The following is a 24,956-nucleotide window of genomic DNA, read 5'->3' on the forward strand; positions in this document are numbered from 1 at the left end:
GCCGGATATTCTGCCCAATCGGGAAGCTGGCGTGCAACAAATCCGCCCCCATATCGTCATATTCCCGAACCGACGCACGAATGCGCCGAGGTATCTGTCTCCCGGCCATCTTCCGCGGAGCCATCGGTTCACCCACGACGGGAACATGCGGCAAGGCGGTCGAGCCGAAGCAGCGCCCCGGTGCACTTGGATTGGATGGAACGAGGCATGAACTACCGATCGTTGGCTGACTTGGCGCGTACCGTGAGGGTGAATCTGCACAAGATCCCTCGCGACATCGATCTTGTCGTCGGTGTTCCGCGCAGTGGCCTGCTGGTCGCAAATTTCATCGCCTTGGCTCTGAACGTCTGCCTGACCGACATAGACGGCCTTCTTGAGAATCGCAGATTGAACGGCGGACAGCGCAAGCGGCGGCGGAACATCAGCTTCCCCCATGACGCGCTTCACATACTGGTCGTCGATGATTCCGTAATGTCCGGATATGCCATTGAGCGGGCGAAGAAGCTGGTTGCCGATGCCGGCCTGCCGCATCGGATCACCTATCTTGCCGCCTACGCCGCGCCGCAGAGCACGCGCATGGTCGATATCTTCCTGGAAGAGGTGCCGATCCCCCGCTTCTTCGAATGGAACGTCATGAACCATCCGCATCTGGAAAGCTGCTGCATGGAAATCGACGGCGTTCTATGCAGCGATCTGGAGGATCACGGTCCCGAAGATGCGGTGGCGGTGAAAAGGGCGCAGCCGCTGTTCATGACCGAGTACGAGATCGGCCATCTCGTCACCGGCCGACCTGAAAGCTTGCGCCGCGAAACCGAAGAGTGGCTGAAGCAACACAAGGTGCGTTACCGCCACCTTCACATGCTCGGTGAGGCCTCCCCCGGAACGCACCAGCCGGCCGGCAGCCAGACAAGGTTCAAGGCGACAACCTACCGCGACTGCACAGATGCGGAGCTTTTCATCGAAGGCTGCCCGGATCAGGCCGCAGAAATCAGCAATATTTCAGGAAAGCCGGTGCTCTGCCTGCGGACGGGCGAACTCTACAGGCCCGGAATGTCCATCGCCAGGGTGCAGGCCCAGTACCATACCCTGGCCCGCAGGCTCTACTGGCGGACCCGCCACGCCTTGTTCGGCAACGCCGCCTGAACCCCGTAGCGGGGAGTGGCCCCACGGCACATCGACCGGTTCGCCTCTAATCCGACGGCTCCAGCTCCGCCCGCGTGACCACATGCGGCAGGCCGGCATAGATGGCGCCGCCCACCTGCCGGAAGCCCAACCGGCGCATCAGCCCGCGGCTGGCCCGGTTTGTCCACAGCGTCCAGGCCCAGACCTCAGTGATCTCCAGCCGCTCCCGCCCATCCTTCAGCGCCGCCTCGGCCATCTCCATGCCGAATCCGCCGCGCCAGAAAAGCGGGCGGATGCCATACATCAGCTCCCAGAGTTCCCCTTCCCCGCGCAGGGGATCGTCGGCGCGGCGGATGCCGGCATAGCCGACCCAGTCGCCGGCCCGCGCCACCGCGACCCCGTCCCGCAGCAGATCGGTGCGGAGCCGGAACGACCACGGGCCGATGTTGTCCAGCAGCCAGCGATCCTCCATCCGCTGCAAGGCGGCCCGGGTGCGCTGCTCCGGCAGGGGTCGCCCGTCGGGCGACAGGGTAGCCGATGCCGTGGGATCGGCATGCAGGGACCGCACCGCCTCGTAATCCCCCGGCCCGAGGGGGAGAGCATCGAGCCGCGCGGTGGACAGCGTCAGCATGGGATGCGGCTCCCGGCCGGCCCTGTCAGCGCAGGTTTCCGCAGAAGCGCTGGATGCGCCGGCAGGCCTCCTCCAGCACGTCCGTGGAGGTGGCGTAGGAGATGCGGAAGTGCGGGGACAGGCCGAACGCCTCGCCATGCACGATGGCGACGCCTTCCGCCTCCAGCAGCTCCATGGCGAAATCCTCGTCGGTCTCCAGCACCTTGCCGCTGGGGCTGGTCTTGCCCAGCGTGCCGGCGCAGGACGGGTAGACGTAGAAGGCGCCTTCCGGATTCGGACAGTACAGCCCCTGGGCTTGGTTCAGCATGGACACGACCAGGTCGCGCCGCTCCTTGAACGCGTCCGACCGCACCGGGATGAAATCCTGCGGCCCGTTCAGCGCCTCCACGGCGGCGGCCTGGGAGATGCTGGTGGGGTTGGAGGTGCTCTGGCTCTGGATCACGCCCATGGCCTTGATCAGGTCCTTCGGGCCGCCGGCATAGCCGATGCGCCAGCCGGTCATGCTGTAGGCCTTGGAGACGCCGTTGATCGTCAGGGTGCGGTCATAAAGGGCCGGCACCACCTGCGCCATGGTGGTGAACTCGAAATCGTCATAGACGAGGTGCTCGTACATGTCGTCGGACATGACCCACACATGCGGGTGCCGCAGCAGCACCTCGCCCAGCGCCTTCAGCTCGTCGCGGCTGTAGGCGGCGCCGCTGGGATTGCTGGGGCTGTTCAGGATCAGCCACTTGGTCTTCGGCGTGATCGCCGCTTCCAGCATGTCCGGGGTCATGCGGAAGCCCGTGTCCGCCGGGCAGGGCACGAAGACGGGCGTGCCCTCGGCCAGCAGCGTCATGTCCGGATAGCTGACCCAGTAGGGCGCCGGGATGATCACCTCGTCGCCCGGATTCAGCGTGGCCATCAGGGCGTTGTACAGCACCTGCTTGCCGCCGACGCCAACCGTGATCTGGGCGGGCTCGTAGTCCAGCCCGTTCTCCCGCTTGAACTTGGCGCTGATGGCCTTCTTCAGTTCGGCCGTGCCGTCCACGTCGGTGTACTTGGTGAATCCGGCGTGGATGGCCTGGATGGCCGCTTCCTTGACGTTGTCCGGCGTATCGAAGTCCGGCTCCCCCAGCCCCAGCGCGATGATGTCGCGTCCGGCCGATTTCAGCGCCCGCGCTTTGCTGTTCACGGCGATGGTGGCGGACGGCTTGATACGGGCAAGGCGGCTGGCGAGGATCGTCATGATGGCAAGCTCTGCTTGGCTTAGGTTGGTTGGGCGGCGAGGGTGGGCCGGGCGCAGGGTTTAGCCCAGAAGTCCGCGCTTGGACATGGGCAAGGCCGACCGGTTCAGCATTTCGATCAGGTGGTAGGCGAAGCTGGGCATCCGGTTGCGCGCGGTCAGGCGGAAATCGCCCTGCCCGCCCCCGGCCGCCAGCCCCACCCCGGCCCAGGCGGACCCGTCGGCGCAGAAGGCATCGACCTCGCGGTTGCCGACGCGCAGATCCGTCCGCCCCTCCTCCACCGCCACCGGCACGCCGTCGAAGGTGGAGATCAGGGCGCAGACCGTGTCGGGCAGCGCACGCTGGGCCGCAACGGCGGGGGCCACCACGTCGGGCGCGCGCCGGACCACATCCAGGATCACCCTGGGCTGCCCGCCCGCACCGGCCAGCCCCTCCAGGGCCGGAACCAGCCCGTCCGCCCCGTCGACCCGCACCAGCAGCGGGTTCTGGACGGAGCGGAGGAAATCCTTCAGCGCCGCATTGTCGCGCAACGCGGCCAGATCGGCGGTCAGCACATGGGCGGCGTGGGTGGTAGTGTCGGCATGGGCCGGGTCGATGGCCATCGCCGCCTCCGCCGACAGGGCGAAGAAGGCTTCGGCATTGGCGATATGCTCGATGGCCCCGGTGCCGCCCAGGCAGGCCGCGATGAAGTCCAGCGTGTCCTGGATGCGCAGCACGATCTCACCCAGATCGCGCCCCTCGGCGGAGGTGGCGTCCAGCTCGGGAATCCAGCGGCGGATATTGTTCAGATCGGCGAAGCCGCCGCGGGTATAGGCGCGCAGCAGGTTGGCCCGCTTCGCCACCGTTTCCCGCAGCTCCTGCCGGTGGGCGTCGGGCGGGGTCACCAGATTGATGATCTTCACCACCGGCAGCGCCGACTTGTACAGCAGGATGGCGGTCAGCAGCAGGAAGTAGCGCAGCCGCTGCTCGAACTCCTCCAGGTCCCACTCGCTGTCGTCCGGGAAGATGTCGGCATAGAGCACGGTCGCGCGACGGTCCTTCAGCCGGGCGAGCTGGCCCAGCAGAGAATCCACCTCCATCCCCAGCACGATGGGCGTGTCCGGGCGGGTGGGCTTGCCGGCGGCGGGGGCGGTCTCGGAAGTCACGGAATCCATCCTCTCAACAGAATCTCAGCCCTTGGGGGCAATCTCACGGCCGAATGGGCATAGGCGCCCAGGAAGATCAGGCCCGGCACGCCGGCCAGCGGTGCGGCCGCCCGGCTGGCGCCGGGCCCGTGCAGCTCCAGCACGTAGCGGTAGCCGCCGAAGGCCGGCCCCTGCTTGGCGGGGGCGACGGCGGGGATCAGCCCGTCCTGCGCCGCGCGCGCCAGCGCCGGGGCCAGCGCCGCCGGGTCCTTGGCCAGGAAGGCCACATAGCCCTCCGCCGTCTCCTCCGCCCGCCCGGCCGGGCCGCGGCCGATGCACAGGAAGCGGGTGGCGTTGACCGACGGGCCTTGCAGGTCCGTCTCCAACTCCTCCAGCCCGTAAAGATCGCCGATGCCGGGGGCCGCCACCGCCCCCATGCCCGCCGTCCGCTCCCGCGCCAGCAGCTCCAGCGCGGCGGAGGTGCTGGGCGTCTCCAGCTCCTTCAGCGGCCGGGCGGAGCTCCAGCCCTTCACCTGCGCCAGCCCGAAGGGATGGCTGGCGATGGTGTGCAGCGTGCCGCGGTCGCCCGGCAGCCGGTACAGGGAGAAGGTGACCGGCACCTCGGCGCTGGCCAGCACGGCAAGCTCGGCACCGCGGGCGGTCATCTGCTCCACCGTGTCGCCGACATAGCCCTTGGCCCCGTTCTCCACCGGCACCACGATCCGTCCGCAGCGCCCATGGGCCAGCGCGTCGAAGCAGGCGGCGACGCTGGCCCCCGGCTGAAGCTCCAGGCCGGAGCCGGCGGGGAACAGGTGGCGCACGGCGATATGGGTGAAGGTGCCCTCCGGCCCCAGATAGACCACCCGGCGCTCAGCCTCCGCGCCTGCGTCGGCAATGGCGGCGTCTGTGGTCATGGGGCGGAATCCTCGGGGTTCGGCGGGTCGTCGGGCGTAAAATCGGTCCGAAACTATCCGACAGCGCCGCGGCACCGCAACATCATTGCCCGCGCGCCCGCTTCTGGCACCCCTTCGCCGAACGCATGGACAGCCCCGCCCCCACAACCCGCCCCGGTGACAAGCCTCCGCCGGATGGGGTAGTCATTCCCCATGCCGGACGCCAGCCTCCTGCCCATCGACCCTGCCGACGCGGTCCTGATCGGGACCGCCGCCGTGATCCTGCTCATCCTGCTGATGACGGTCCTGCGCGCCGCCCGGCCCAAGGTGCGGAAGCTCAACGCCCGCCAGTACAATGCCGAACTCTTCAAGCGCCGCCTCGCCTTGGACGAGCTCGGCTTCGAGGCCCTGCATAATATCCCGCTGAAGACCTCCAAGCACCGCACCGCCGCCATTGACCATGTGGTGCGGCTGCCGGACTCCATCCTGCTGATCGTGTCCGCCCCCGCCGCCGCCTCGGGCCGGGTGCGCGCCAACCCGTCGGCGGGGCAGTGGCGCTATGCGGCGCCGGACCACAAGGTCGCCACCATGCTGAACCCCGTGATCCAGCTCCATCCCCTGATCAGCGCCATCCGCGCCCGCTTCCCCCTGGTCCGGGTGCGGGTGCTGGCGGTCTTCCCGAACAGCGCCGATTTCGGCGGCCCGCCCCCGAAAAGCTGCTGCCGCAGCGCCGACCTCGCCGACGCGGTCCGCGCCTACGCCCGCGAGGACGGCCCGCCCAGCCACACGGTGGAGACCGCGTGGGAACCGCTGTGCCACGCCCTGCAGCACGCCGCTGGCGGGCGCGCGAACAAAGCGGGATCACCCCCTGGAACAAGGCGCGCCCGCACCGTATCTTAGCCCCATGCCCCAGGATCTCGCCCCCGCCGCCGCTCCGCACCAGCCCCTGACCGACAACCCGGTCATGCCCTGGCGCACCCGCCTGCCCTCGCCCCCGATGCGGCATCCGCTGACCGTGGTGTCGGAGTACACGCCGGCCGGCGACCAGCCGCGCGCCATCGAGGAGCTGACGCAGGGCCTGCACCAGGGGGAGAAGGACCAGGTGCTGCTGGGCGTCACCGGCTCGGGCAAGACCTTCACCATCGCCCATGTGATCGAGCGGCTTCAGCGCCCGACCCTGGTGCTCGCCCCGAACAAGACCCTGGCCGCCCAGCTCTATGGCGAGATGAAGAGCTTCTTCCCCGACAATGCGGTGGAGTACTTCGTCTCCTACTACGACTATTACCAGCCGGAGGCCTACGTCCCCCGCACCGACACCTATATCGAGAAGGAATCCTCGATCAACGAGCAGATCGAGCGGATGCGCCACTCCGCCACCCGTGCCCTGCTGGAGCGGCGGGACACCATCGTCGTGGCCTCCGTCTCCTGCATCTACGGCATCGGCTCGGTCGAGACCTATCAGGCGATGACGGTGGACGTGAATGTGGGCGACACGCTCGACCGGCAGAAGTTCCTGGCCCAGCTCATCGAGCTCCAGTACCGCCGCAACGATGTCGGCTTCGCCCGCGGCTCCTTCCGCGTGCGCGGCGACACCATCGAGCTGTTCCCCGCCCACATGGAGGACCGCGCCTGGCGCTTTTCCCTGTTCGGGGACGAGGTGGAGAGCATTGTCGAGATCGACCCGCTGACGGGCGAGAAGTCCGCCTCCATGAAGGAGGTGCGCATCTACGCCAACAGCCACTATGTCACACCGAAGCCCACGCTCCAGCAGGCCATCAACCAGATCAAGCACGACCTCAAGGTCCGGCTGGAGGAGCTGTACGCCCAGGGTCGCCTGCTGGAGGCGCAGCGGCTGGACCAGCGCACCACCTTCGACATCGAGATGATGATGGCGACCGGCTCCTGCGCCGGCATCGAGAACTATTCCCGCTATCTCTCCGGCCGCAATCCGGGGGAGCCGCCGCCGACCCTGTTCGAGTACCTGCCGGACGACGCCCTGCTGATCGTGGATGAGAGCCATGTGATGGTTCCCCAGATCGGCGGCATGTTCAAAGGCGACTTCATGCGCAAGACCACCTTGTCCGAGCATGGGTTCCGCCTGCCCTCCTGCACCGACAACCGCCCGCTCAAGTTCGAGGAGTGGAACGTGATGCGGCCGCCCACGGTGTTCGTCTCCGCCACCCCCGGCCCGTGGGAGATGGAGCGCACCGGCGGCGTCTTCGCCGAGCAGGTGGTCCGCCCCACCGGCCTGGTCGATCCGGAGGTCATCATCCGCCCCACCGAGACCCAGGTGGACGACGTCATGGCGGAGGTGCGGGAGGTCGTGGCCAAGGGGCTGCGCGTCCTGGTCACCACCCTGACCAAGAAGATGGCCGAGGCGCTGACCGAATACATGATGGAGGCCGGCATCAAGGTCCGCTACGTCCACTCCGACGTGGAGACCCTGGAGCGGATCGAGATCATCCGCGATCTCCGCCTCGGCGTGTTCGACGTGCTGATCGGCATCAACCTGCTGCGCGAGGGGCTGGACATCCCCGAATGCGGCTTGGTCGCCATCCTGGATGCGGACAAGGAAGGCTATCTGCGCTCCCGCACCTCGCTGATCCAGACCATCGGCCGCGCCGCCCGCAATGTGGAGGGCCGCGCCATCCTCTATGCCGACCGCGAGACGGACAGCATCAAGGCGGCGCTGGAGGAGACCTCGCGCCGCCGCGCCAAGCAGCTCGCCTACAATGCCGAGCACGGCATCACGCCGGAATCGGTGAAGAAGAACATCGCCGACGTGCTGGGCAGCGTCTATGAGCGCGGCGACCGTGTGGAGGTGGACACCGGAGCCGCCGGCGCCGACCTCTCCGGCAAGAGCATCAAGCAGATCATCGCCGAGCTGGAGAAGAAGATGCGCACCGCCGCGGCCGACCTGGAGTTCGAGGAGGCCGCCCGCATCCGCGACGAAATCCGCCGACTGGAGCAGATCGACCTCGGCCTCGCCGCCCCCGGCATCCCCGGCGCCAGCGCGCTGCGCGCCAGCGCCCAGGGCGAACGCCCCCGCGGCGGGCGCGGCCGCGACGACTCCGGCAGCGGCCGCCCCCGCAAAGGCGGCCGAGGCTCCGACTCCGCCCCCCGCCAACCCCGCGCCGCCCACGCCACCGACGATGGCGGGGTGGAGGTAGGCGGCATCCAGTTCGGCGGGACGAGGACTAGGAAGCGGCGGTGAGCTAGGTTCGAACTCCTACCCCGCTCGGCAAAGGCCACCCCGCAGACCTGCGAGGCCAACATCAAAACTCGACCACACTATGGCAATCCAACTACCTTCGTTGGAAACCGGTCGGCCGCGAAGAACCCTCATCCAAACAGGTCCATCAACCCGGTCAGCATCCGCCGAACTTCCAGTACTCGCATTCATTTCTGGCTTCCACTTAAAAACGAAATCTCGCCATTTATCCAAGCCTTTATGACTTCACAATCAGCCGCAGCAAGAATCTTACCTTTCTCGAGCAACGGAGACAATTTTCTCGCAAGAGGAGAGAGACTTCTCGAAACATGAGAACATCTAGAAATTTCCTCAAACTCGTGCAGCAATAATCCGCAGGCAAAAACAACCCGCGCCCTTGATGAATCCTTCTTGATTGCGCTCGACATCCTATTTCCGACAACATTCGAAGGCGCAATTCTATCAACAGCTACCTTGCTTATGTCGATCTTAATGGGCGGCCTTCTTTGAAACACAAGATCCACGATCCAAGGCCCAATACCATTCGCTAAGTTCTCCGAATGCGGGGGCCCGGATAGAATGGTCAAAAGCATCCCAACACCACGTGCTTGAGCTTCGTGATGATCATCAGCAAGAACCAACGCCAATCCGTAATTTCTAAAATCTTCGTTATCGTAAAGATCATACCATTCCCACTTCAATCGCGCCGCAAATAGGTTTTTACTCGCCGATAGAAATATTTGATCTTTAACTCCTTCCAAAATTTGATCTCGTAAACTTCTATTCACCCACCGCCGCCCAGGCCCCCAAGGCCCCCTGAATCCGTAAGTGCCTTGGTCCACGATAGACACTGCCAAACTCATTCTTGTTGGATGGCATTCGATTATATCACGCATTAACAGACGCATCACGCTGTCAACCACAACGCCCCGCCTCTCACTAAGACATTTAAGCATGTCACTAATTATCTGCCCACCCTCGAAAAAATTCTTTTCCATTATTACAAATACTGCCTCATATAGACGCCCAACAAAAAATCTTACTTCCGCCTCAGGACCAGCAAGATAGTGAAGAGCTTTCGCACAGAAACCCAATTGCGCGATCTTTGACTTGCTTGTAGCTACTTTTATCAGGCACCTTTCACTGAGCTCCGCTAGGGCTTCCGACATTCTTCTAGTGTTACGAAACGTCTTTAGCTGCAAACACAAGTGAGAAACAACCTCCCATTCTGAACGCGACACATGGGGAAGTACATGTTTCACGACTTGTGAGACTGTGTCATAACGTTCATCTATGCTCCTCGCGTAAAAGTACTCGAGGAAGGTCCGATGGGTGAATTTATATATGCCCAAACCCGCATCAAACATCACCCATGATCTACCCGTTACAAAACTTACCAAGTTCTTGCTTGCTTCAATTGAACGAGCTCTATCCTCGTATAGGCTTGCAAAGTACGCTTCAATTTCCTTTTTCAGCCACTCCGATGACACCCCCTCTTCCAATTCGACTTAACAGTATACCAACATTGCTAGATGGCTGAACAGATTTAGTAAGTCGAAGTCTGCTGGAATCTCTGCTTTTATACCTCTGTTCTGATCCCAATTTTCAAACATTAGCAGAGAACATTCCTTATATATTTCTGGCCTGTTAGCTGGAACGTCACCCTGCACATGGAAAAGCCAAGCCATGAGCCCTAGCATCAAAGGATTTTGTGCTAAGTCGTATGCATGAGCCCTTACTTGCTCAACAAACCTATTAGCCATACGGCTCGCTTCATCAGCATCAACCTGGAAGACGTTCACAAAATACTTGATCAGGTATTCACCTATCTGCTTTGTACCGAATCGCGCTATTGTGAGCTCTTCAAAATCCCGTGTAAGAGGCGCTTCTTCATACCCAACTTCCCGAGAGGTAACCACAATAGTACTTAAAGGGTATCGGTTGGTAAAATTCAGAACGTCATCAATGAACTCTCGGCGCCTTGATGGGTCCAGTATCTCGTCCAACCCATCAAATACGACCAACGCTCTACCTGTACTGACAGCATAGTGAATCACCGGAGTAACGACTTCTATCGGCTCCCCTGCCTTGTCTGATATATCACGGCACATGAAATCCAATAGAGAGAGCTGCGGGTCCGCTCCTTTCGCGCGCTCGAAACTTCTAATAATGACTCTTAGAACCTATTTCAGTAGGCAGACGAACTCCCAGACGGTGATGGCGCAGACGAAGTGGAGCATGGCTTCATAGGTGTCGGCGCGCTTTTCCCATCGGACGAGGATGCGGCGGTATCGGTTCAGCCAGGAATGTGCCCGCTCGATCATCCAGCGGCGGGGTTGGTGCGGGTGGGCGGGCGTTGCCGTGCGATCCTCACCCCTGCGGCGGATGTGGGTCGTGAGCCTGTAATCATACCCAAGCTGCCGCGGCCCGTCATAGTCGTAGCCCTTATCGAGGCAGAGATGCTGAGGATGCGCTGGGGTGGGCTCAGGCCGCGGCACGACAACAGCCTCAAGCGTCTGCTCCAGCAGCTTGAAGTCGATCACGTTGGCGCCAGCGACCGCGAGGCCGAGGGGGAGGCCGCGTCCATCGGTCAGCAGGGACCGCTTGGTGCCCAGCTTGGAGCGGTCGGTCGGGTTGGGGCCGACTTTTTTCCCCGCCCAACGGTGCCTTGGTCATTGCTCCGTCTGCCGACATCCAACTCCAATCAATCCCGACCAGGCCGTCATAGGCCAGCAGCCCCTCACGCCAGAAGGCCTCGAACACACCGGCCTCGGTCCATTCGCGAAAACGGCGGTAGGCGGAAGATGGCGAACAGATGCCGGTGGCTTTGAGCGCCTGCCACTGACTACCCGTGCGCAGGACAAAGAAGATCGCGTCCATCGCGGCGCGATCTGGAACCCGCGGATTATGGCAGCCCAGCGGATGCGCTGGACGCTCCGGCAGCAGCGGCTCCATGCGCCACCAGAGCTCATCCGGCAACCGCCAGCCATCGTCCTGGACCAATCTCCCCATCGTGACCTCCACCCGTTGAAGAGCAAAAGTCCAACAGCCCAGATACGGCAAGCTCCCTACTGGAATAGGCTCTTATGGGAAGTCTACCATTTTGCCTGACCGATCTCGACTGTGTGCTTGCTGCTGCCTTCGCAACCTTATAGCAAAGGTACTGGCAAAGTGTTGATTTTCCGCCTCCCGGATCTCCCAGAACCACGATCCGCCGAGCAGAATTAGCTACTTCTTTGTAAGTAAGAGCGAGTAGAGACTCATCTCCGAGATCGTCAACTGAATGACGCCGAGATATTTCGAGCATTCGAACGCCAGCTGGATTCGGCCTACGCAACGACAGGTGTGGCTCTAGGTACAATCGGCTAAGATCCACTATCCTAGCCCCTCTATTTGTTTCAATTCTTATCGACTTAAAACTCGGTACAAGGTGTTTAGCTAAGTTTTGTATTTTCTTCTGAAAATTTTGTTTTGACGTTGCTTGAGAATTGGAGGGAACTAGCTTAAGCGCAATTTTGGAACGAAGCTTCTGAATTTCTGTCGAGATGGCGCGGAGATAGACATGAAGGGCATCGTCTTTAAGCAATACGCGCACGGTTGCACGAAAGGTATTAACAAGGGCGAGAAAAAGCTCATCGGCCCTGTCAGCTCCACAGGTTTCTGCACATATCGCGGAAAATGCGTACTTTAAGGACTCGCTAGGTACTCCAATTAGGCACTCGTCCATCAACTCAGACAGCAGCGTAGTCTTCATTAGCTCAGAGATAAATGCCTCTACGTCCTGCGTGTAAGAGCTTTCCCCTCGCAGTAGCGCCTTGCGAAAATGATCGAGCGCCTCCACCAATACGGGGTCATGGGCAGCCCCATTACGGATCATTTGCTCTACTTTATTTACTTTGACAAACTTCTGAAATGTTACGGATCCGATTTTTTGAATAGACGCACTAATCAGATTTATTCCGACTCCTGCGGTAATTGCATCCATAGCTACCCTCTTCTTCCTCTTTCGAAAATGCCGTTTTACTACTTAAGGTTACCACTTTCGTGCAGAAGCGCAAGCTCCGCAATAGCTTTTCCAAGGCAGCGACGTACCGTAGAGTTTATTTTCCTGCGTTCAGATAAATACAGTTTTTTTGCCCATATACAAATGCATAGGTTTTCAGATATTCAGGCCATAACATGGCGGGCCTGAAGATTGTCATCCCACTCCGTATGCGAATCAGTCCTGTAAATCGACTAATACATTCTGACACTGAACTCAGCTTGTCGCATTTTCATTACGCTGAGGTTTTCTCTACCCATGCGGCAGCGGAAGATGCATTTTGAACCAGGATAGTAACGCCTGAATGTTCCGCTTGGATGTATCTGTGCCGTGGGAATGAGAGGCTACTGCGAACTGCCCCGGATGCATACCTGTACCAGCTACGGCGGGCGCGGCGTGAGTACGCGTGGCGCCTCGGCAGTCTTCTGGAGAGTTCTGTCTCGTAAATGAAGTCACCAGATGGATGCCGATCCTTGAAGATTATTAAATCCCCTATTGTATCAGCCCGCTCCCCGCCCCGCTCAGCCCTTCGCCAGCTTGGAGAACAGAAGCTGCGCCGGCTGGTCGTAGGCGGCCCAGAGGATGGCGTACTGGCCGAACATCTCGGCAAGGGCCAGGGCGTCGGCCGGGGGCAGGTCCAGGATCAGGAAGCTCTTCTCCACCGGCCAGTCGCTTTCCTTCGGCGCGCGGTGCTCGGCGGGAAGGAAGTCCAGGTCCTCCTCCTCCAATATCTCGCGCAGCCGCTTGTTGGCCGCCTGGTTCTCCGCCTCCCCCTTGCGGGCGTTCTCGGGGTTGTAGGCGGTCATGAACACGGCCTCCGCCGCACCCTTGGCCTCCAGCAGCTTGTCCAGGGCCGGATGCGGGGCGTTGGCGCGCACCGCCACCTCCTTGCCGCGGTCCAGCGCCACATATGTGGCCGATTCGTAGGAGACGCGGAGGTCCTTGATGCTGGTCATGCGAAGGGCTTCACGGTGTGGCTGTGGTTCAGGGGGCCGTGCCCGTGGCCAAGGCCCGGCGCGGTGCGGATGGCGATCTCCACATACCGCCGCGCCCGCCCCACCGCCTCCGCCGTGTCCAGCCCCTGGGCCAAGCCGCAGGCGATGGCGCTGGCCAGGGTGCAGCCGGTGCCGTGGGTATGGGGCGTGTCGATGCGCTCCCCGGCGAAGCAGGTCTCGCCCTCGGCGGTCAGCAGCAGGTCGGTCACCACCGGTCCCTCCAGATGCCCCCCCTTCATCAGCACGGCCTTCGGCCCGCGGGCCATCAGCGCCTCGCCGGCGCGACGCATATCGTCCACCGTGCGGATCTCATGCCCCACCAGCACCTCCGCCTCCGGCGCGTTGGGGGTCAGCACCGCGGCCAGGGGAAGCAGGGCCGACAGCACGGCGGAGGTGGCGCCCTGGTCCAGCAGCCGGTGCCCGCCCTTGGCCACCATCACCGGATCGATCACCGCCGGCACGCCGGGGGCTATCTGGTACAGCGTCTCCGCCACCGCCTCGATCACCTCCACGGTGGCCAGCATGCCGGTCTTGACCGCATCCGCCCCGATATCCTCCAGGCAGAGCCGCATCTGCTGCACGATGAAGGGCGCCGGGACCGGGTGGATGCCGTGGACGCCGCGCGTATCCTGGGCGGTCAGGGCGGCGATGGCGGTCATGGCGTACCCGTCCAGCGCGGTCACCGCCTTGATATCCGCCTGTATCCCCGCCCCGCCCCCGGAGTCCGACCCCGCGATGATGAGGACGCGTCCCTTCATATCACTCTCCTGCTCGCCCCCAACCGTCCGCGAGGCCACCCTTCGACAGGCTCAGGGTGAGGATAGTGGCGTGGGGGAGGCCCCCCAACAAAAGGCCCCGCAACACCCCTCACCCTGAGCCCGTCGAAGGGCCCCCGCAAGCTCCCACGAAAGGACCCCACAACACCCCTCGCCCTGAGCCTGTCGAAGGGCCTCGCAACGCCTACTCCGCAGCCCGGGACACGGCGGCCCGTTCCACCGCCGCGACGATGCTGTCCACCACCTGCGCCACCTCCTCGTCCGTCGGCCCCTCCGCCATGACCCGGATCAGTGGCTCGGTGCCGGACTTGCGGATCAGCACGCGGCCCCGGCCGTTCAGCCGGTCCTCGCCCGCCCGGATGGCGTCCTTCACCTCCGCCGCCTCCAGCGGCGCGGTGCCGGCGGCGAAGCGCACATTCTTCAAGAGCTGCGGCAGCGGCTCGAACACCTTCAACACCTCCGAAGCCGGCCGTTCCCACTCCTTCAGGCAGGCCAGCACCTGGAGTGCGGCCAGCAGCCCGTCGCCGGTGGTGGCGAAGTCGGACAGGACCAGATGGCCGGACTGCTCGCCGCCCAGGTTGAAGCCATGCTCCCGCATGTGCTCCACCACATACCGGTCGCCCACCGGCGTGCGCGCCAGGCTCAGCCCCTGCCCCTTCAGCAGCAGCTCCAGCCCCATGTTGGACATCACCGTGGCGACGATCCCGCCGCCCTTCAGCTTGCCGCGCGCCGCCCAGTCGGTGCCGATCAGGGCCATGATCTGGTCGCCATCGATGCGGTTGCCGTGCTCGTCCGCCAGGAACAGCCGGTCGGCGTCGCCATCCAGCGCGATGCCCAGATCGGCCTCGTGCTCCACCACCGCCTTCTGCAGGGCGGCCGGGGCTGTGGCGCCGACACGGTCGTTGATGTTGAAGCCGTCCGGCTTGTCGCCGATGGCGATGACCTCCGCCCCCAGCTCCCACAGCACGCGAGGGGCCACCTTGTAGGCGGCGCCATGGGCGCAGTCGATCACGATGCGCATGCCGTCTAGCCGCAGCCCGCGCGGGAAGCTGGCCTTCACCTGCTCGATGTAGCGGCCGGAGGCATCCTCCATCCGCTGCGCCCGGCCGAGCTCCCGCTCGCCGGCCAGATCGGGGGCGAAGGGCCGGCCCATCCGCGCCTCGATCTCCGCCTCCACCTCGTCCGACAGCTTGTACCCGTCCGGCCCGAACAGCTTGATGCCGTTGTCATGGAACGGGTTGTGCGAGGCGGAAATCATGACGCCGAGGTCGGCGCGCATGGAGCGGGTCAGCATGGCCACCGCCGGCGTCGGCATCGGCCCGACCAGGATCACATCCATGCCCATGCTGGTGAAGCCCGCCGTCAGCGCCGGCTCCAGCATGTAGCCCGACAGGCGGGTATCCTTGGCGATGATGACGGTGTGGCGGTGGTCGCCCCGGCGGAACTGGAGTGCGGCCGCCATGGCGGCCTTCAGCGCCGTCTCCGCCGTCATCGGCTCCGTATTCGCCTTGCCCCGGATGCCGTCCGTGCCGAACAGCTTGCGCGTCATCATACCCTCGGAAATTCGGTCTAGCCGCCGCGCGGCCATGGCGGGCGGTTATACCGGAGCGTGCGGCCCCATGCCAGCCCGCGCAGCCATCTGCCCTACCCGTGCAGCGCCGCCCACATGGCAACCGCCTGCGCCGTCTCCGCCACGTCATGCACCCGCAGGATCTGCGCCCCCTGGTCCAGCGCCGCCAGCCCGGCCGCCAGCGACCCGCCCAGCCGCTGCTTCGGCGGCTCGTTCCGCGACAGGCCGGCGATGAAGCGCTTGCGGCTCACCCCGACCAGGATCGGCGCTCCCAGCGCGTGGAACTGACCGGTATGGCGCAGCAGGTGCAGGTTATGCTCCGCATTCTTGCCGAAGCCGATGCCGGGATCGATGGCGATGGCCTCCCGCGCGATGCCGAACGCCTCGGCCGCCTCCACCCGCTCCGTCAGTATGTCGAACACGTCCAGCGTGGGATCGCGGTAGCCGGGGCTGGCCTGCATGGTCTGCGGCTCCCCCTGCATATGCATCAGGACGACCGGGCACCCGGCCTCCGCCACCACCCGCATGCTCTCCGCATCGCCGCTCAGTGCTGTGATGTCATTGACGATGCGCGCCCCGGCCGCCAGCGCCCCCCTCATCACCGCGGCATGGCGGGTATCGACGCTGATCACGGCACCTTCCGCCGCCAGCGCCTGGATCACCGGCAGCACCCGCGCCAGCTCCTCCTCCGGGGCCACGGGCGCCGCCCCCGGCCGGGTGCTCTCCCCGCCGATATCCAGGATGTCGGCTCCCGCCTCCAGCAGCGCCCTGCCATGGGCGATGGCGTTCTCCGCTCCCGCAAAGTCGCCGCCGTCGGAGAAGCTGTCCGGCGTCACGTTGACGATGCCCATGACCAGCGGCCGGTCCAGCCGCAGCCCCGCCCACAGTTTCTGCGGCTGGGCCAGCGCCGCGAGTTGGATCTTCGCCCGCCAAGCGAAAGCCTCCGGCAGCCCTGCGGCCCAGTCCAGCACGGGCTGGAGCGGCGCCACCGCCCGCAAGGCCCCATCCCCGTGCCGGACCGCCACCTCCGCCATGCCGAAGGCGAAGCGCCCCCCCGCCAGCCGCACCGCCAGTTCGCTCGCCACAGCACTCCGCGCCACCTCGCCGGTCAGCAGCCCGGCGGGGCGGATGTACAGCTCGGCGGGCGAGGACGGCAGGGGCAGGTCGCGCAGCGGCATGGCATCGGACTTGTGCAGTAAGGGAAGAGATCAGGTTAACGGCCCGGACCGGGCCGGCATACCCCCGATTTCGGGAAGCACGCCGGCAACCAAAGGAAAAGGCCCCCGGATCGCTCCGGGGGCCTTTCCATGGTTCGGCGGTTCGCCGTCGTCACACGCCCGGCTGCGGCTCCGGCTCGAAACCGCCGGTGTCCTTTCCGGTGGTCGGAACGGAACCGCGGCGGCCACCCTTCGGCGGCTCGGCCTTCACGGCCGGCGGAGCCTGGGGCGGCTCGGTCCGGACGATGGACTCGCCGCGGATCAGAGCCTTCACGTCCTCGCCCGACAGCGTCTCGTACTCGAGCAGCGCCAGGGAAATTTTGTGCAGCTCGTCGATATGCTCCGTCAGGATGCGGCGGGCATGGCCTTCCGCCTCCTCGATGATGCGACGGACCTCCTGGTCGATCAGGTTGGCCGTACCCTCGGACATGTTCTGCTGCTGGGTCACGCTGTGGCCCAGGAACACCTCCTGCTCGTTGGCGGAGTAGCGCACCCGGCCCAGCTTGTCGGACATGCCGAACTCGGTGACCATGCGGCGGGACATGTTGGTGGCCTGCTGGATGTCGTTGCCGGCACCCGTGGTCACATATTCCGGCCCGAAGATCAGCTCCTCCGCCACGCGGCCGCCGAACATCATGGCGAGACGGCTTTCCAGCTCCAGCTTGGAGTAGGTCCACTTGTCCCGCTCCGGCAGGTTCATGGTCACGCCCAGCGCACGGCCGCGCGGGATGATCGTCACCTTATGCAGCGGGTCGCTGGCCGGCATGTAGAGGCCCACCAGCGCGTGGCCGGCCTCGTGATAGGCGGTCAGCTTCTTCTCCTGCTCGGTCATGACCATGGAGCGGCGCTCCGCACCCATCATGACCTTGTCCTTGGCGTTCTCGAAGTCCGCCATGCCGACCACGCGCTTGCCGGCGCGGGCCGCCAGCAGCGCCGCCTCGTTCACCAGGTTCGCCAGATCGGCACCGGAGAAGCCGGGGGTACCGCGGGCGATCACCTTTGGCTCCACATCCGGCGCCAGCGGCACCTTGCGCATATGGACCTTCAGGATCTTCTCGCGGCCCAGCACGTCCGGGTTCGGCACCACCACCTGCCGGTCGAAGCGGCCCGGGCGCAGCAGCGCCGGGTCCAGCACGTCCGGACGGTTGGTGGCGGCGATCAGGATGACGCCCTCGTTCGCCTCGAACCCGTCCATCTCCACCAGGAGCTGGTTCAGGGTCTGCTCACGCTCGTCGTTGCCGCCGCCGAGACCTGCGCCACGATGCCGGCCAACAGCGTCGATCTCGTCGATGAAGATGATGCAGGGGGCGTTCTTCTTGCCCTGCTCGAACATATCGCGGACGCGGGACGCGCCGACGCCCACGAACATCTCCACGAAGTCGGAGCCGGAGATGGTGAAGAAGGGCACGTTGGCCTCACCCGCCACGGCGCGGGCGGTCAGCGTCTTACCGGTACCCGGCGGTCCCACCAGCAGCACGCCCTTCGGGATCTTGCCGCCCAGGCGCTGGAACTTCTGCGGGTCCTTCAGGAACTCGACGACCTCTTCCAGCTCCTGCTTGGCCTCGTCGATGCCGGCGACATCGTCGAAGGTCACGCGGCCGACCTTTTCCGTCAGCAGTCGGGCGCGGCTCTTGCCGAAGCCCATGGCCTTGCCGCCGCCGCCCTGCATCTGGCGCATGAAGAAGATCCAGACGCCGATCAGCAGCAGCATGGGGAACCAGGACAGCAGGATGCTGACCAGGGTGTTCGGCCCCTCTTCCGGTACGGAGCTGACGCGGACATTCCGCTCGGCCAGCCGGTCGCCGATGTTGGAGTTGGGCGGCACATAGGTGCTGAAGCTGCGCCCGTCGCTATAGTGACCAGTGACCTGGTCTCCTTTGATGGTGACGTCGGCAACCGCGCCGCGCTCCGCATCTTCCAGGAGCTGGCTATAGGGGATCACACCCGGCTGGGAGACCCGGGTTGACGACGTCTGGAACAAGTTGAACAGGGCCACCAGCAGCAGCCCGATAATGATCCAGAGCGCCAGGTTCTTGCCGAAATTATTCACGTCACGAGCCTTTCGTCGACCGCCCCGCGGGTTCTGCCCCCCGGGTGCGGTGCCGTCGCCGGAAACAGATCCCTCGCGGGAAGCTTCCCATTAGATAATCTCCCTGGCAGGCATGACAACAGAGAACCTCGCACCTGCCGCGGGCACCGGCGCCTCCGGCCCCAATCTGTAGCCTAAGCAACCCGATCCGAGACGCACATAGTTCAGATGGGGTACGAGGAGCAGGGTTTGCCCCCCCCTGATCGCCGGAAGCGTGCGACGGACCGACGCGGGCAGTACCCGACCTACCCGAACGATCGGGTCAGAGGATATCTTTGCCCATCCCTCGGCTTCCAATGCACCCAATGTCACCGTCCGGCTGCCATTCCACTCCAGACGAAACCGCCGGTCCCATACTGCGGTTCCGCCCGGCGCGACGACAATCGGAGCTTCGACCGATGCCGGCTCTCTTACGATGCGGAGAACCGCGCCAGCTCGGCTGAACAGGCATCCTCCCAGGCTGCCGCCGCTGAACTCGCCCGCGCCTTCGCGCAGACGGGTCAGAAGCCGCTCCATCCTCTCCCCCCGCGGCGGATAGGGTCTGCCGCCGACAGCTCCGGTCAGCCGCGACAGGAGGCCGAGGCTGTCCTCGTCGTCCAGGACTCTGAAAACCGCTGCATCCAGTTCAATCCATCCCTCGGGATGAAAGGCCCCATGCCGGGCCAGCATCTGCGCCAGCAGATCATCGCGGTCTGCACGGCGACAGCCGGCCTGCCGTGCCGCTTCGGCCAGGGCGGGGACCGGATCCACAGGCTCCGTCGCACGCAGGCGTCCGCGGGCGAACCGCGTATCGCGATTGGATGGATCGCGGATAAAGGGCTGCCCCCTGACGTCACAGGTCGCCTCCAGCCGTGCACGGAGAACGCCCAGCACGGGACGGATCAGCCGTAGTCCGGGGCGCTCGCGGATGGACGGCATGGCGGCAAGCCCGTCGGGTCCGCTACGCATGCCCCGCCGGATCAGTACGGTTTCCGCCTGATCCTCCTGCTGGTGGCCCAATGCCAGATGAAGAATGCCTCTTTCGCGACATTCCTGCTCGAGCAGGTCGTATCGGGCCCCACGTGCCGCTTCTTGCAGGCCGGTGACGGGCTTGGCTCCTTCCCAGCGGCGAATGACGTGAAGTATGCCGTGAAACCCCATCCACGCGGCAACCTGCTCTGCTTCGGCTCCGCTGGCCTGCCGCAGACCATGATCCACGGTGATGGCCAACAGACTGCCGCCACGCCGCTGTGCCCAGTCGTGGAGCAGCAAGGCCAAGGCCATGCTGTCCGGCCCGCCGGAGAGGCCAACCGCCACATGCGGTGCAGCCTCGAACGGCCCTAGCGGCGCCATCAGCCGTTCAAACTCCGCGGAGCTTATCGGCTCGGCGGGCGGAATGCTGCGGTGTTCAGCCACACCGCAGCCGGTTCTTCTCCTGCTCGGCACGGCGGCGGATCGTGGTCGGTGCATCCTTGTATTCGCCCGCCAACTGCTGGAGCGCCAGGCAGGCGTCTTCCTTCTGGTTGATGGCGCCGAGCGACATGGCGAGCTTCAGCAGGTTGTCCGGCGCCTTGCTGCTCTTCGGATAGGATTGGTAGCCCTCCGCGAAAGCAACGGCCGCTTCCTTGAACATGCTGCGGACATACAGCGTCTCTCCCAGCCAGTACTGGGCATTGGCTGAGAGTTGGTGGCCCGGATTGTCCGTCAGGAACTGCTGGAAGGCGGCATGGGCAGCCGCATAGTTCTGCTGCCGCAACAGGCCGAAGGCGTAATCATACTGCTGCTGCGGCCCGCCGGAGGGCAGGTCCGCCGGTGCGGCGGCTCCGCCCGAGGGTGCAGCTGCCATCGGCGGCAGCGCTTCCCCTGTGGGTTCCGCAGATGGGGATGCCGGCTGCTGGGCGGAGCCGCCGCCAACAGGCGCTGCCTGTGCGCCGCCGCGACCCTGCTCAAGCTGGGTCAGACGGTATTCCATGTCTGTTGCCAACCGCTCCAGCTGCTCACGGAGCTGCCCGATCTGGAAGGTAGCTTCCTCATACCGGCCGGTCATGGTCCGGACATCGGTTTCCAGCCGCTGCAGGCGGACTTCGAAATCACCAGCGACGCTCGGGGCGATCTGCGCGCCGCCGCTCCCGCCGCCGCCCTGACGGGTCCCGCCCCCGCGGTAGACCTCGCGGCTGAGGGTCTGGACTTCGGTTTCCAGCCGGTTGAGACGATTCAGCAATTCGCGCATGTCGCCGCTCTGCGCCTGGGCGGCGGGAGCGAGCAACGCAATGGCCAGCAGGGGAGCCGCGAGGGCGACGCCGGCAAGGCGGGAACGGGTCTTGATCTTCATGATCGTCTGCATGCCCGGAAGTGACTGGACCGGCCGGAAGCGTAGCGTCCGCCGGTAAACAGAGGAAGACTAACGCCCCGAAAGGGACAGATTATGGCATTTACGCCACAGAAACGGCCCCGCAGGCATTTCGGCCATCCTGAAACCAAAGAAGCGCCGCCCGGTTTCCCGGACGGCGCCTCCCTGATCATGACGCGGCGTTCGTACGCTGCGGCACCGAGTGACTGATCCAGTACGGATCAGTTCACCACGGTCACGCCGCGACGGTTCTGCGCCCAGGCGGACTCGTTGGAGCCGAGCACCGCCGGACGCTCCTTGCCGTAGCTGATGGTCTGCACGCGGCCAGCATCGACGCCCAGGGCGACGAGGTAGTTCTTCACGGCCGAGGCGCGGCGGTCACCCAGGGCGAGGTTGTACTCGCGGGTGCCGCGCTCGTCGGCATGACCCTCGACGGTCACGGTGACGCCCGGATACTGCTTCAGCCAGGCGGCCTGACGGTCAAGCGTGGCCGTCGCTTCCGGGGTGAGGTCGTAACGGTCGAAACCGAAGAAGACGCGGTCGCCGACATTGACGACGAAGTCTTCGGCAGTGCCGGGAACCGGACCGGCGGGCTGGGCCGGCGCAACGGAGGTGTTGCCACCCGCGTTGGAGGTGTCGGCAGTTTCCGGCGCGCTCTGGCAAGCAGAGACGAGCAGAAGCGCCGCGAACATGCTCAGGTACTTAACGCGCATTTTTTGAGACCCCCTACTTCGACACTAGTTTTGATGATCGGAACTGCCCCACGAGCGACGCCAATATACGTTCAGTCGGCGATTTCTCCGATCCTCGGACTGTAAAGTCTTAGCGTCGTTCTGCGGTGCGAAAATAATGGGACGGACTTAAGGAATCAAGGGCGACCAAGCTGGGTCCGAAGCGTCCGTCGGTGTCACAGCCTGCCGTTCATTGAATCCGGTGAGGTCGATGGAGAAGAGCTTCGCCTGCCGCTGGCGGTCGCCGGCGCCGACGGGACGCTCCTTGAAGTACATCAGCACGCGCCCGTTGGGAGCCCAGGTCGGGCCTTCCACATGGAAGGATTCCGTCAGAAGGCGCTCACCAGTACCGTCCGGACGGATTACGCCGATATAGAAGCGACCCTGATGCAGCCGCGTGAAGGCGATCAGGTCGCCGCGCGGGGACCAGACCGGAGTTGCATAACGCCCCTGCCCGAAAGTAATCCGCTTCACGTCGGAACCATCTGCATTCATCGTATACAGCTGCTGTGTTCCGCCGCGGTCGGACTCGAACACGATTTTACTTCCGTCCGGAGAGTAGGACGGAGCCGTGTCGATACCGGGGTGGTTGGTCAACTGGGTCTGCCGACGGGTGCGGAGGTCCAGGGTATAGATGTCCGTGTTGCCTCCGGTGGCCAGCGACATGATGACTTTGTTGCCGTCCGGCGAGAAACGCGGGGCGAAAGTCATGCCGGGGAAATCCCCCAGGACTTCCTGCCGACCGGTATCGATATTGAACAGGTAAACACGAGGCCTGTTGTTGAAGTAACTCAGGTATGTGATTTCCTGTGCCGTCGGAGAGAAGCGCGGCGTTAGGACGAGCACGCGGCCATCGGTCAGGAAGCGGTGGTTCTCCCCGTCCTGGTCCATGATGGCCAGCCGCTTCACCCGGTTGTTCGCCGGGCCGGACTCGGCGATGTAGACGATGCGGGTATCGAAGTAGCCTTCCTCACCGGTGATCGCCTTGTAGATGGCGTCGGAGATGATGTGGGCGACTCGACGCCATCCGTCGGGTTGGGTGAAATAGGCGAGGCCCGTGAGCTGCTGCCCACGCACCACGTCGAACAGACGGAACTCGATGCGGACACGGCCATCCGGCTGCGTGCTGGCAGCGCCGATCACCAGCCCCTCGGCATTGATCACCCGCCAGTCCGCGAAGCGCGGCCCGGCGCGGAGCTGCTCCGGCGACTGGATGAAGGCCCGCTTGTCCAGCGGACGGAACAGGCCGGTGCGCTCCAGGTTCGCCTGGATGACGCCGGACACGTTCTGGCCGATCTGGCGGTCCTGCGGGCTCTCGCCATAGAAGTCCGTGACGGCGATCGGAATCGGCTCCGACACGCCTTCCGTCATGTCGATGACGAGCTGGGCGCGGGCTTCGGGCGCCGGTGCCGCGGCCAGCGCGGCCAGCACTAGGGCGGCCCCCATGGCCACCCGGCGTATCATGTGGAACAGGCGCGTCATGTCAGGGCGATCCCCCCTGTTACTTGCGGATGGTTTGGAATGGTCGTGCCGGCGGGGCCGGCGGAAAGCCGGCCCGCGCTCACAGCATGTCCCGCGGATTGAAGTTCACCGTCATGACCTTCCAGTCGTCATACTGGTCGGGCGGGAGCGGAAAAGGCTGGCAGCGCGGATTCAACAACGCACGCAGCGCCCGGTCGGTGGAGGCGCGATCGACGGTGCTGGACACCACCCGCGCATTCCTCACCGTTCCATCGGGATTCATGTTCGCCTCGACCACGACGAGATAGTTGTCGACGCCCCGTGCGCCGGCATCGACGCTCCAGCATGGCCGGATCGCGCGCCGGACGGCATCGACCTGGGAGATGGTCAGCCTGTCGGAACGTGAGACGCTCTGCGAAGCCGGAGCCTCGGCGACCTGCTCCTCCTTGGGCTCCTGGCGCGGAGCCGGCGGAGTCTCCTCCTTCAGCTTCTCCAGGTTCTTGAGCACGCTGTCGAAGGACCGCTTGGGTTCCTCCTTCTTCGGCTCTTCCTTTTTCGGAGGCTCCTTCTTGGGCTCCTCCTTTTTGGGCTCAGGCTTTTTCGGCTCTTCTTTCTTCGGCTCCGGCTTCTTGGGCTCGGGCTTGGGTTCTTCCTTCTTAGGCTCCGGCTTCGGCTCGGGCTTGGGCTTCGGCTCTTCCTTCTTCGGCTCCGGCTTCGGCTCGGGCTCCGCCTGGGCGACCTGCTTCGGCGGTTCCGGAGTCTTCACCGGCGGCGGGGGTGGAGCTTCCGCCTGTGCCTGGGGCGGAGGAGGCGGCGGCTGGTTGCGCGGCGGAGCTGGCTGCGGCTTGGCGGGTGCAGGCTTCGGCGGCTCCTTGTTCGGCTCGATCCGCGTATTGGTCAGCTGGCCGACGTCGACGATTTCAACCGGAATGGCCTCGGGAATGGCGGCAAGCCGCTTCTCCGGGCGCGGCAGTCCGACGATCGCGACCAGGAACAGCGCGACGTGCAGCACGGCGGAAAGGATGATCGCGGTGCGCATGATTAGGGGCCGGCGCTCCAGGCTTCAGGCGATGAGGGGCGATATCAACGGCGGGCGGCAGGCTGGTCCGGCATCTCGGCGACCAGCGCGACCTTCTTGAACCCGGCCGCGCTCACCGTGCCCATGACCTCCACGATCCGGCCGTAGGCCAGGTTACGGTCGCCACGGACGAAGATGCGGGCCTCCGGATTGTTTTCGGTGATGGCCGTCAGCAGCGGGACAAGCTGCTCCATGTCGGTTGCCGTCTCATTGACATAGACGGTTCCCTCCCCATCCACGCTGATGACCAGGGGCTCGTCCTGTCCCTGGATGGCGGGGGCGTTGGTCTTCGGCAGATCGATGGGCACGCCCACGGTCAACAACGGGGCAGCCACCATGAACACGATCAGCAGAACCAGCATGACGTCCACGAAGGGCGTCACGTTGATCTCGGACATGGCGCGGTAGCGGCGCTTCCCGCCGCGTCCGCCGCCGGACTTCCCTGCAAGCTGCGCACCCAT

Annotated in this window: 22 protein-coding genes; 3 read left to right on the forward strand and 19 right to left on the reverse strand. The window is 64.6% G+C overall.

What is annotated here, in order from left to right:
- The first annotated feature begins 207 nt into the window (after positions 1–207).
- Entirely contained in the window at positions 208–1,143 is a 936-nt protein-coding gene (locus DOL89_RS08025; protein WP_162937386.1) for a phosphoribosyltransferase family protein, read from the forward strand.
- Positions 1,144–1,189: 46 nt separating this feature from the next.
- Here the strand turns inward: DOL89_RS08025 and DOL89_RS08030 are convergent, their stop codons facing one another.
- Genes DOL89_RS08030 through DOL89_RS08045 form a run of 4 tightly spaced genes read right to left on the reverse strand, consistent with a single transcriptional unit; the run spans position 1,190 to position 5,017 of the window.
- Complete coding sequence (locus DOL89_RS08030) at positions 1,190–1,753, reverse strand: GNAT family N-acetyltransferase (protein ID WP_162937387.1); 564 nt, start codon at positions 1,751–1,753, stop codon at positions 1,190–1,192.
- Positions 1,754–1,778: 25 nt separating this feature from the next.
- Positions 1,779–2,981, reverse strand: a complete 1,203-nt coding sequence (locus DOL89_RS08035) for a pyridoxal phosphate-dependent aminotransferase (RefSeq protein WP_119678673.1) — start codon at positions 2,979–2,981, stop codon at positions 1,779–1,781.
- 60 nt (positions 2,982–3,041) lie between these two features.
- The gene (locus DOL89_RS08040; protein WP_162937388.1) at positions 3,042–4,124 is read right to left on the reverse strand and encodes a 3-deoxy-7-phosphoheptulonate synthase; all 1,083 of its coding nucleotides are present in this window, start codon (positions 4,122–4,124) and stop codon (positions 3,042–3,044) included.
- Entirely contained in the window at positions 4,121–5,017 is an 897-nt protein-coding gene (locus DOL89_RS08045) for a prephenate dehydratase (RefSeq protein WP_119678675.1), read from the reverse strand. The genes DOL89_RS08040 and DOL89_RS08045 overlap by 4 nt, the downstream gene beginning before the upstream one ends.
- Before the next feature lie 192 nt (positions 5,018–5,209).
- Here DOL89_RS08045 and DOL89_RS08050 point away from each other — a divergent pair, with 192 nt between their 5' ends.
- Positions 5,210–5,896 carry an NERD domain-containing protein gene (locus tag DOL89_RS08050; protein WP_119678676.1) on the forward strand — a complete coding sequence of 229 codons (687 nt, stop codon included), beginning with the start codon at positions 5,210–5,212 and terminating at the stop codon, positions 5,894–5,896.
- Between the two features lie 97 nt (positions 5,897–5,993).
- Positions 5,994–8,210 carry an excinuclease ABC subunit UvrB gene (uvrB, locus tag DOL89_RS08055; protein WP_225889959.1) on the forward strand — a complete coding sequence of 739 codons (2,217 nt, stop codon included), beginning with the start codon at positions 5,994–5,996 and terminating at the stop codon, positions 8,208–8,210.
- Between the two features lie 185 nt (positions 8,211–8,395).
- Here uvrB and DOL89_RS24780 read toward each other — a convergent pair whose 3' ends face one another.
- The 15 genes from DOL89_RS24780 to tolR form a co-directional block, all read right to left on the reverse strand.
- Complete coding sequence (locus tag DOL89_RS24780; protein ID WP_162937389.1) at positions 8,396–9,697, reverse strand: NACHT domain-containing protein; 1,302 nt, start codon at positions 9,695–9,697, stop codon at positions 8,396–8,398.
- An 18-nt stretch (positions 9,698–9,715) separates the two neighbouring features.
- On the reverse strand, positions 9,716–10,318 hold the full coding sequence (locus tag DOL89_RS24785; RefSeq protein ID WP_162937390.1) for an NACHT domain-containing protein: 603 nt from the start codon (positions 10,316–10,318) through the stop codon (positions 9,716–9,718).
- A gap of 72 nt (positions 10,319–10,390) precedes the next feature.
- Positions 10,391–11,219 (reverse strand): IS5 family transposase gene (locus DOL89_RS08060; RefSeq protein WP_119678677.1). Its coding sequence is split into 2 segments (ribosomal slippage): positions 10,391–10,849 and positions 10,851–11,219, totalling 828 coding nucleotides; the frame shifts between segments, so codons are not numbered across the junction.
- Positions 11,176–12,192, reverse strand: a complete 1,017-nt coding sequence (locus DOL89_RS24790) for an NACHT domain-containing protein (protein ID WP_162937391.1) — start codon at positions 12,190–12,192, stop codon at positions 11,176–11,178. Before DOL89_RS24790 ends, DOL89_RS08060 begins: the two co-directional genes overlap by 44 nt.
- A gap of 578 nt (positions 12,193–12,770) precedes the next feature.
- A complete protein-coding gene (locus tag DOL89_RS08065; RefSeq protein WP_119678678.1) occupies positions 12,771–13,205 on the reverse strand; it encodes a DUF3293 domain-containing protein in 435 nt (144 codons plus the stop codon).
- The gene (gene thiD, locus DOL89_RS08070) at positions 13,202–14,002 is read right to left on the reverse strand and encodes a bifunctional hydroxymethylpyrimidine kinase/phosphomethylpyrimidine kinase (RefSeq protein ID WP_119678679.1); all 801 of its coding nucleotides are present in this window, start codon (positions 14,000–14,002) and stop codon (positions 13,202–13,204) included. The genes DOL89_RS08065 and thiD overlap by 4 nt, the downstream gene beginning before the upstream one ends.
- A 202-nt stretch (positions 14,003–14,204) precedes the next feature.
- Positions 14,205–15,572 carry a phosphoglucosamine mutase gene (gene glmM / locus DOL89_RS08075; protein WP_205574656.1) on the reverse strand — a complete coding sequence of 456 codons (1,368 nt, stop codon included), beginning with the start codon at positions 15,570–15,572 and terminating at the stop codon, positions 14,205–14,207.
- Positions 15,573–15,664: 92 nt separating this feature from the next.
- A complete protein-coding gene (gene folP, locus DOL89_RS08080; RefSeq protein WP_119678680.1) occupies positions 15,665–16,768 on the reverse strand; it encodes a dihydropteroate synthase in 1,104 nt (367 codons plus the stop codon).
- Positions 16,769–16,919: 151 nt separating this feature from the next.
- Positions 16,920–18,857, reverse strand: a complete 1,938-nt coding sequence (gene ftsH / locus DOL89_RS08085) for an ATP-dependent zinc metalloprotease FtsH (RefSeq protein ID WP_119678681.1) — start codon at positions 18,855–18,857, stop codon at positions 16,920–16,922.
- 90 nt (positions 18,858–18,947) lie between these two features.
- Complete coding sequence (tilS, locus tag DOL89_RS08090; protein WP_162937392.1) at positions 18,948–20,228, reverse strand: tRNA lysidine(34) synthetase TilS; 1,281 nt, start codon at positions 20,226–20,228, stop codon at positions 18,948–18,950.
- Positions 20,229–20,283: 55 nt separating this feature from the next.
- A complete protein-coding gene (gene ybgF / locus DOL89_RS08095) occupies positions 20,284–21,207 on the reverse strand; it encodes a tol-pal system protein YbgF (protein WP_162937393.1) in 924 nt (307 codons plus the stop codon).
- 239 nt (positions 21,208–21,446) lie between these two features.
- Positions 21,447–21,938 (reverse strand): peptidoglycan-associated lipoprotein Pal, encoded by a 492-nt coding sequence (gene pal / locus DOL89_RS08100; RefSeq protein WP_119678684.1) that lies wholly within the window; start codon positions 21,936–21,938, stop codon positions 21,447–21,449.
- A 147-nt stretch (positions 21,939–22,085) separates the two neighbouring features.
- Positions 22,086–23,438, reverse strand: a complete 1,353-nt coding sequence (gene tolB / locus DOL89_RS08105) for a Tol-Pal system beta propeller repeat protein TolB (protein ID WP_119678685.1) — start codon at positions 23,436–23,438, stop codon at positions 22,086–22,088.
- A gap of 79 nt (positions 23,439–23,517) precedes the next feature.
- Positions 23,518–24,456, reverse strand: a complete 939-nt coding sequence (locus tag DOL89_RS08110) for an energy transducer TonB family protein (protein WP_119678686.1) — start codon at positions 24,454–24,456, stop codon at positions 23,518–23,520.
- A 44-nt stretch (positions 24,457–24,500) separates the two neighbouring features.
- Complete coding sequence (gene tolR / locus DOL89_RS08115) at positions 24,501–24,956, reverse strand: protein TolR (RefSeq protein ID WP_119678687.1); 456 nt, start codon at positions 24,954–24,956, stop codon at positions 24,501–24,503.

The organism is Indioceanicola profundi (genome assembly GCF_003568845.1).
GTDB lineage: Bacteria > Pseudomonadota > Alphaproteobacteria > Azospirillales > Azospirillaceae > Indioceanicola > Indioceanicola profundi.

Bases quoted from the DNA above. Each gene is read 5' to 3' on its own strand.
- DOL89_RS08025 (WP_162937386.1), top strand. From the start codon at position 208: ATGAACTACCGATCGTTGGCTGACTTGGCGCGTACCGTGAGGGTGAAT.
- DOL89_RS08030 (WP_162937387.1), bottom strand. From the start codon at position 1,753: ATGCTGACGCTGTCCACCGCGCGGCTCGATGCTCTCCCCCTCGGGCCG.
- DOL89_RS08035 (WP_119678673.1), bottom strand. From the start codon at position 2,981: ATGACGATCCTCGCCAGCCGCCTTGCCCGTATCAAGCCGTCCGCCACC.
- DOL89_RS08045 (WP_119678675.1), bottom strand. From the start codon at position 5,017: ATGACCACAGACGCCGCCATTGCCGACGCAGGCGCGGAGGCTGAGCGC.
- DOL89_RS08050 (WP_119678676.1), top strand. From the start codon at position 5,210: ATGCCGGACGCCAGCCTCCTGCCCATCGACCCTGCCGACGCGGTCCTG.
- uvrB (WP_225889959.1), top strand. From the start codon at position 5,994: ATGCGGCATCCGCTGACCGTGGTGTCGGAGTACACGCCGGCCGGCGAC.
- DOL89_RS24785 (WP_162937390.1), bottom strand. From the start codon at position 10,318: ATGTGCCGTGATATATCAGACAAGGCAGGGGAGCCGATAGAAGTCGTT.
- DOL89_RS24790 (WP_162937391.1), bottom strand. From the start codon at position 12,192: ATGGATGCAATTACCGCAGGAGTCGGAATAAATCTGATTAGTGCGTCT.
- DOL89_RS08065 (WP_119678678.1), bottom strand. From the start codon at position 13,205: ATGACCAGCATCAAGGACCTCCGCGTCTCCTACGAATCGGCCACATAT.
- thiD (WP_119678679.1), bottom strand. From the start codon at position 14,002: ATGAAGGGACGCGTCCTCATCATCGCGGGGTCGGACTCCGGGGGCGGG.
- glmM (WP_205574656.1), bottom strand. From the start codon at position 15,572: ATGATGACGCGCAAGCTGTTCGGCACGGACGGCATCCGGGGCAAGGCG.
- folP (WP_119678680.1), bottom strand. From the start codon at position 16,768: ATGCCGCTGCGCGACCTGCCCCTGCCGTCCTCGCCCGCCGAGCTGTAC.
- tilS (WP_162937392.1), bottom strand. From the start codon at position 20,228: ATGGCGCCGCTAGGGCCGTTCGAGGCTGCACCGCATGTGGCGGTTGGC.
- ybgF (WP_162937393.1), bottom strand. From the start codon at position 21,207: ATGAAGATCAAGACCCGTTCCCGCCTTGCCGGCGTCGCCCTCGCGGCT.
- pal (WP_119678684.1), bottom strand. From the start codon at position 21,938: ATGCGCGTTAAGTACCTGAGCATGTTCGCGGCGCTTCTGCTCGTCTCT.
- tolB (WP_119678685.1), bottom strand. From the start codon at position 23,438: ATGACGCGCCTGTTCCACATGATACGCCGGGTGGCCATGGGGGCCGCC.
- DOL89_RS08110 (WP_119678686.1), bottom strand. From the start codon at position 24,456: ATGCGCACCGCGATCATCCTTTCCGCCGTGCTGCACGTCGCGCTGTTC.
- tolR (WP_119678687.1), bottom strand. From the start codon at position 24,956: ATGGGTGCGCAGCTTGCAGGGAAGTCCGGCGGCGGACGCGGCGGGAAG.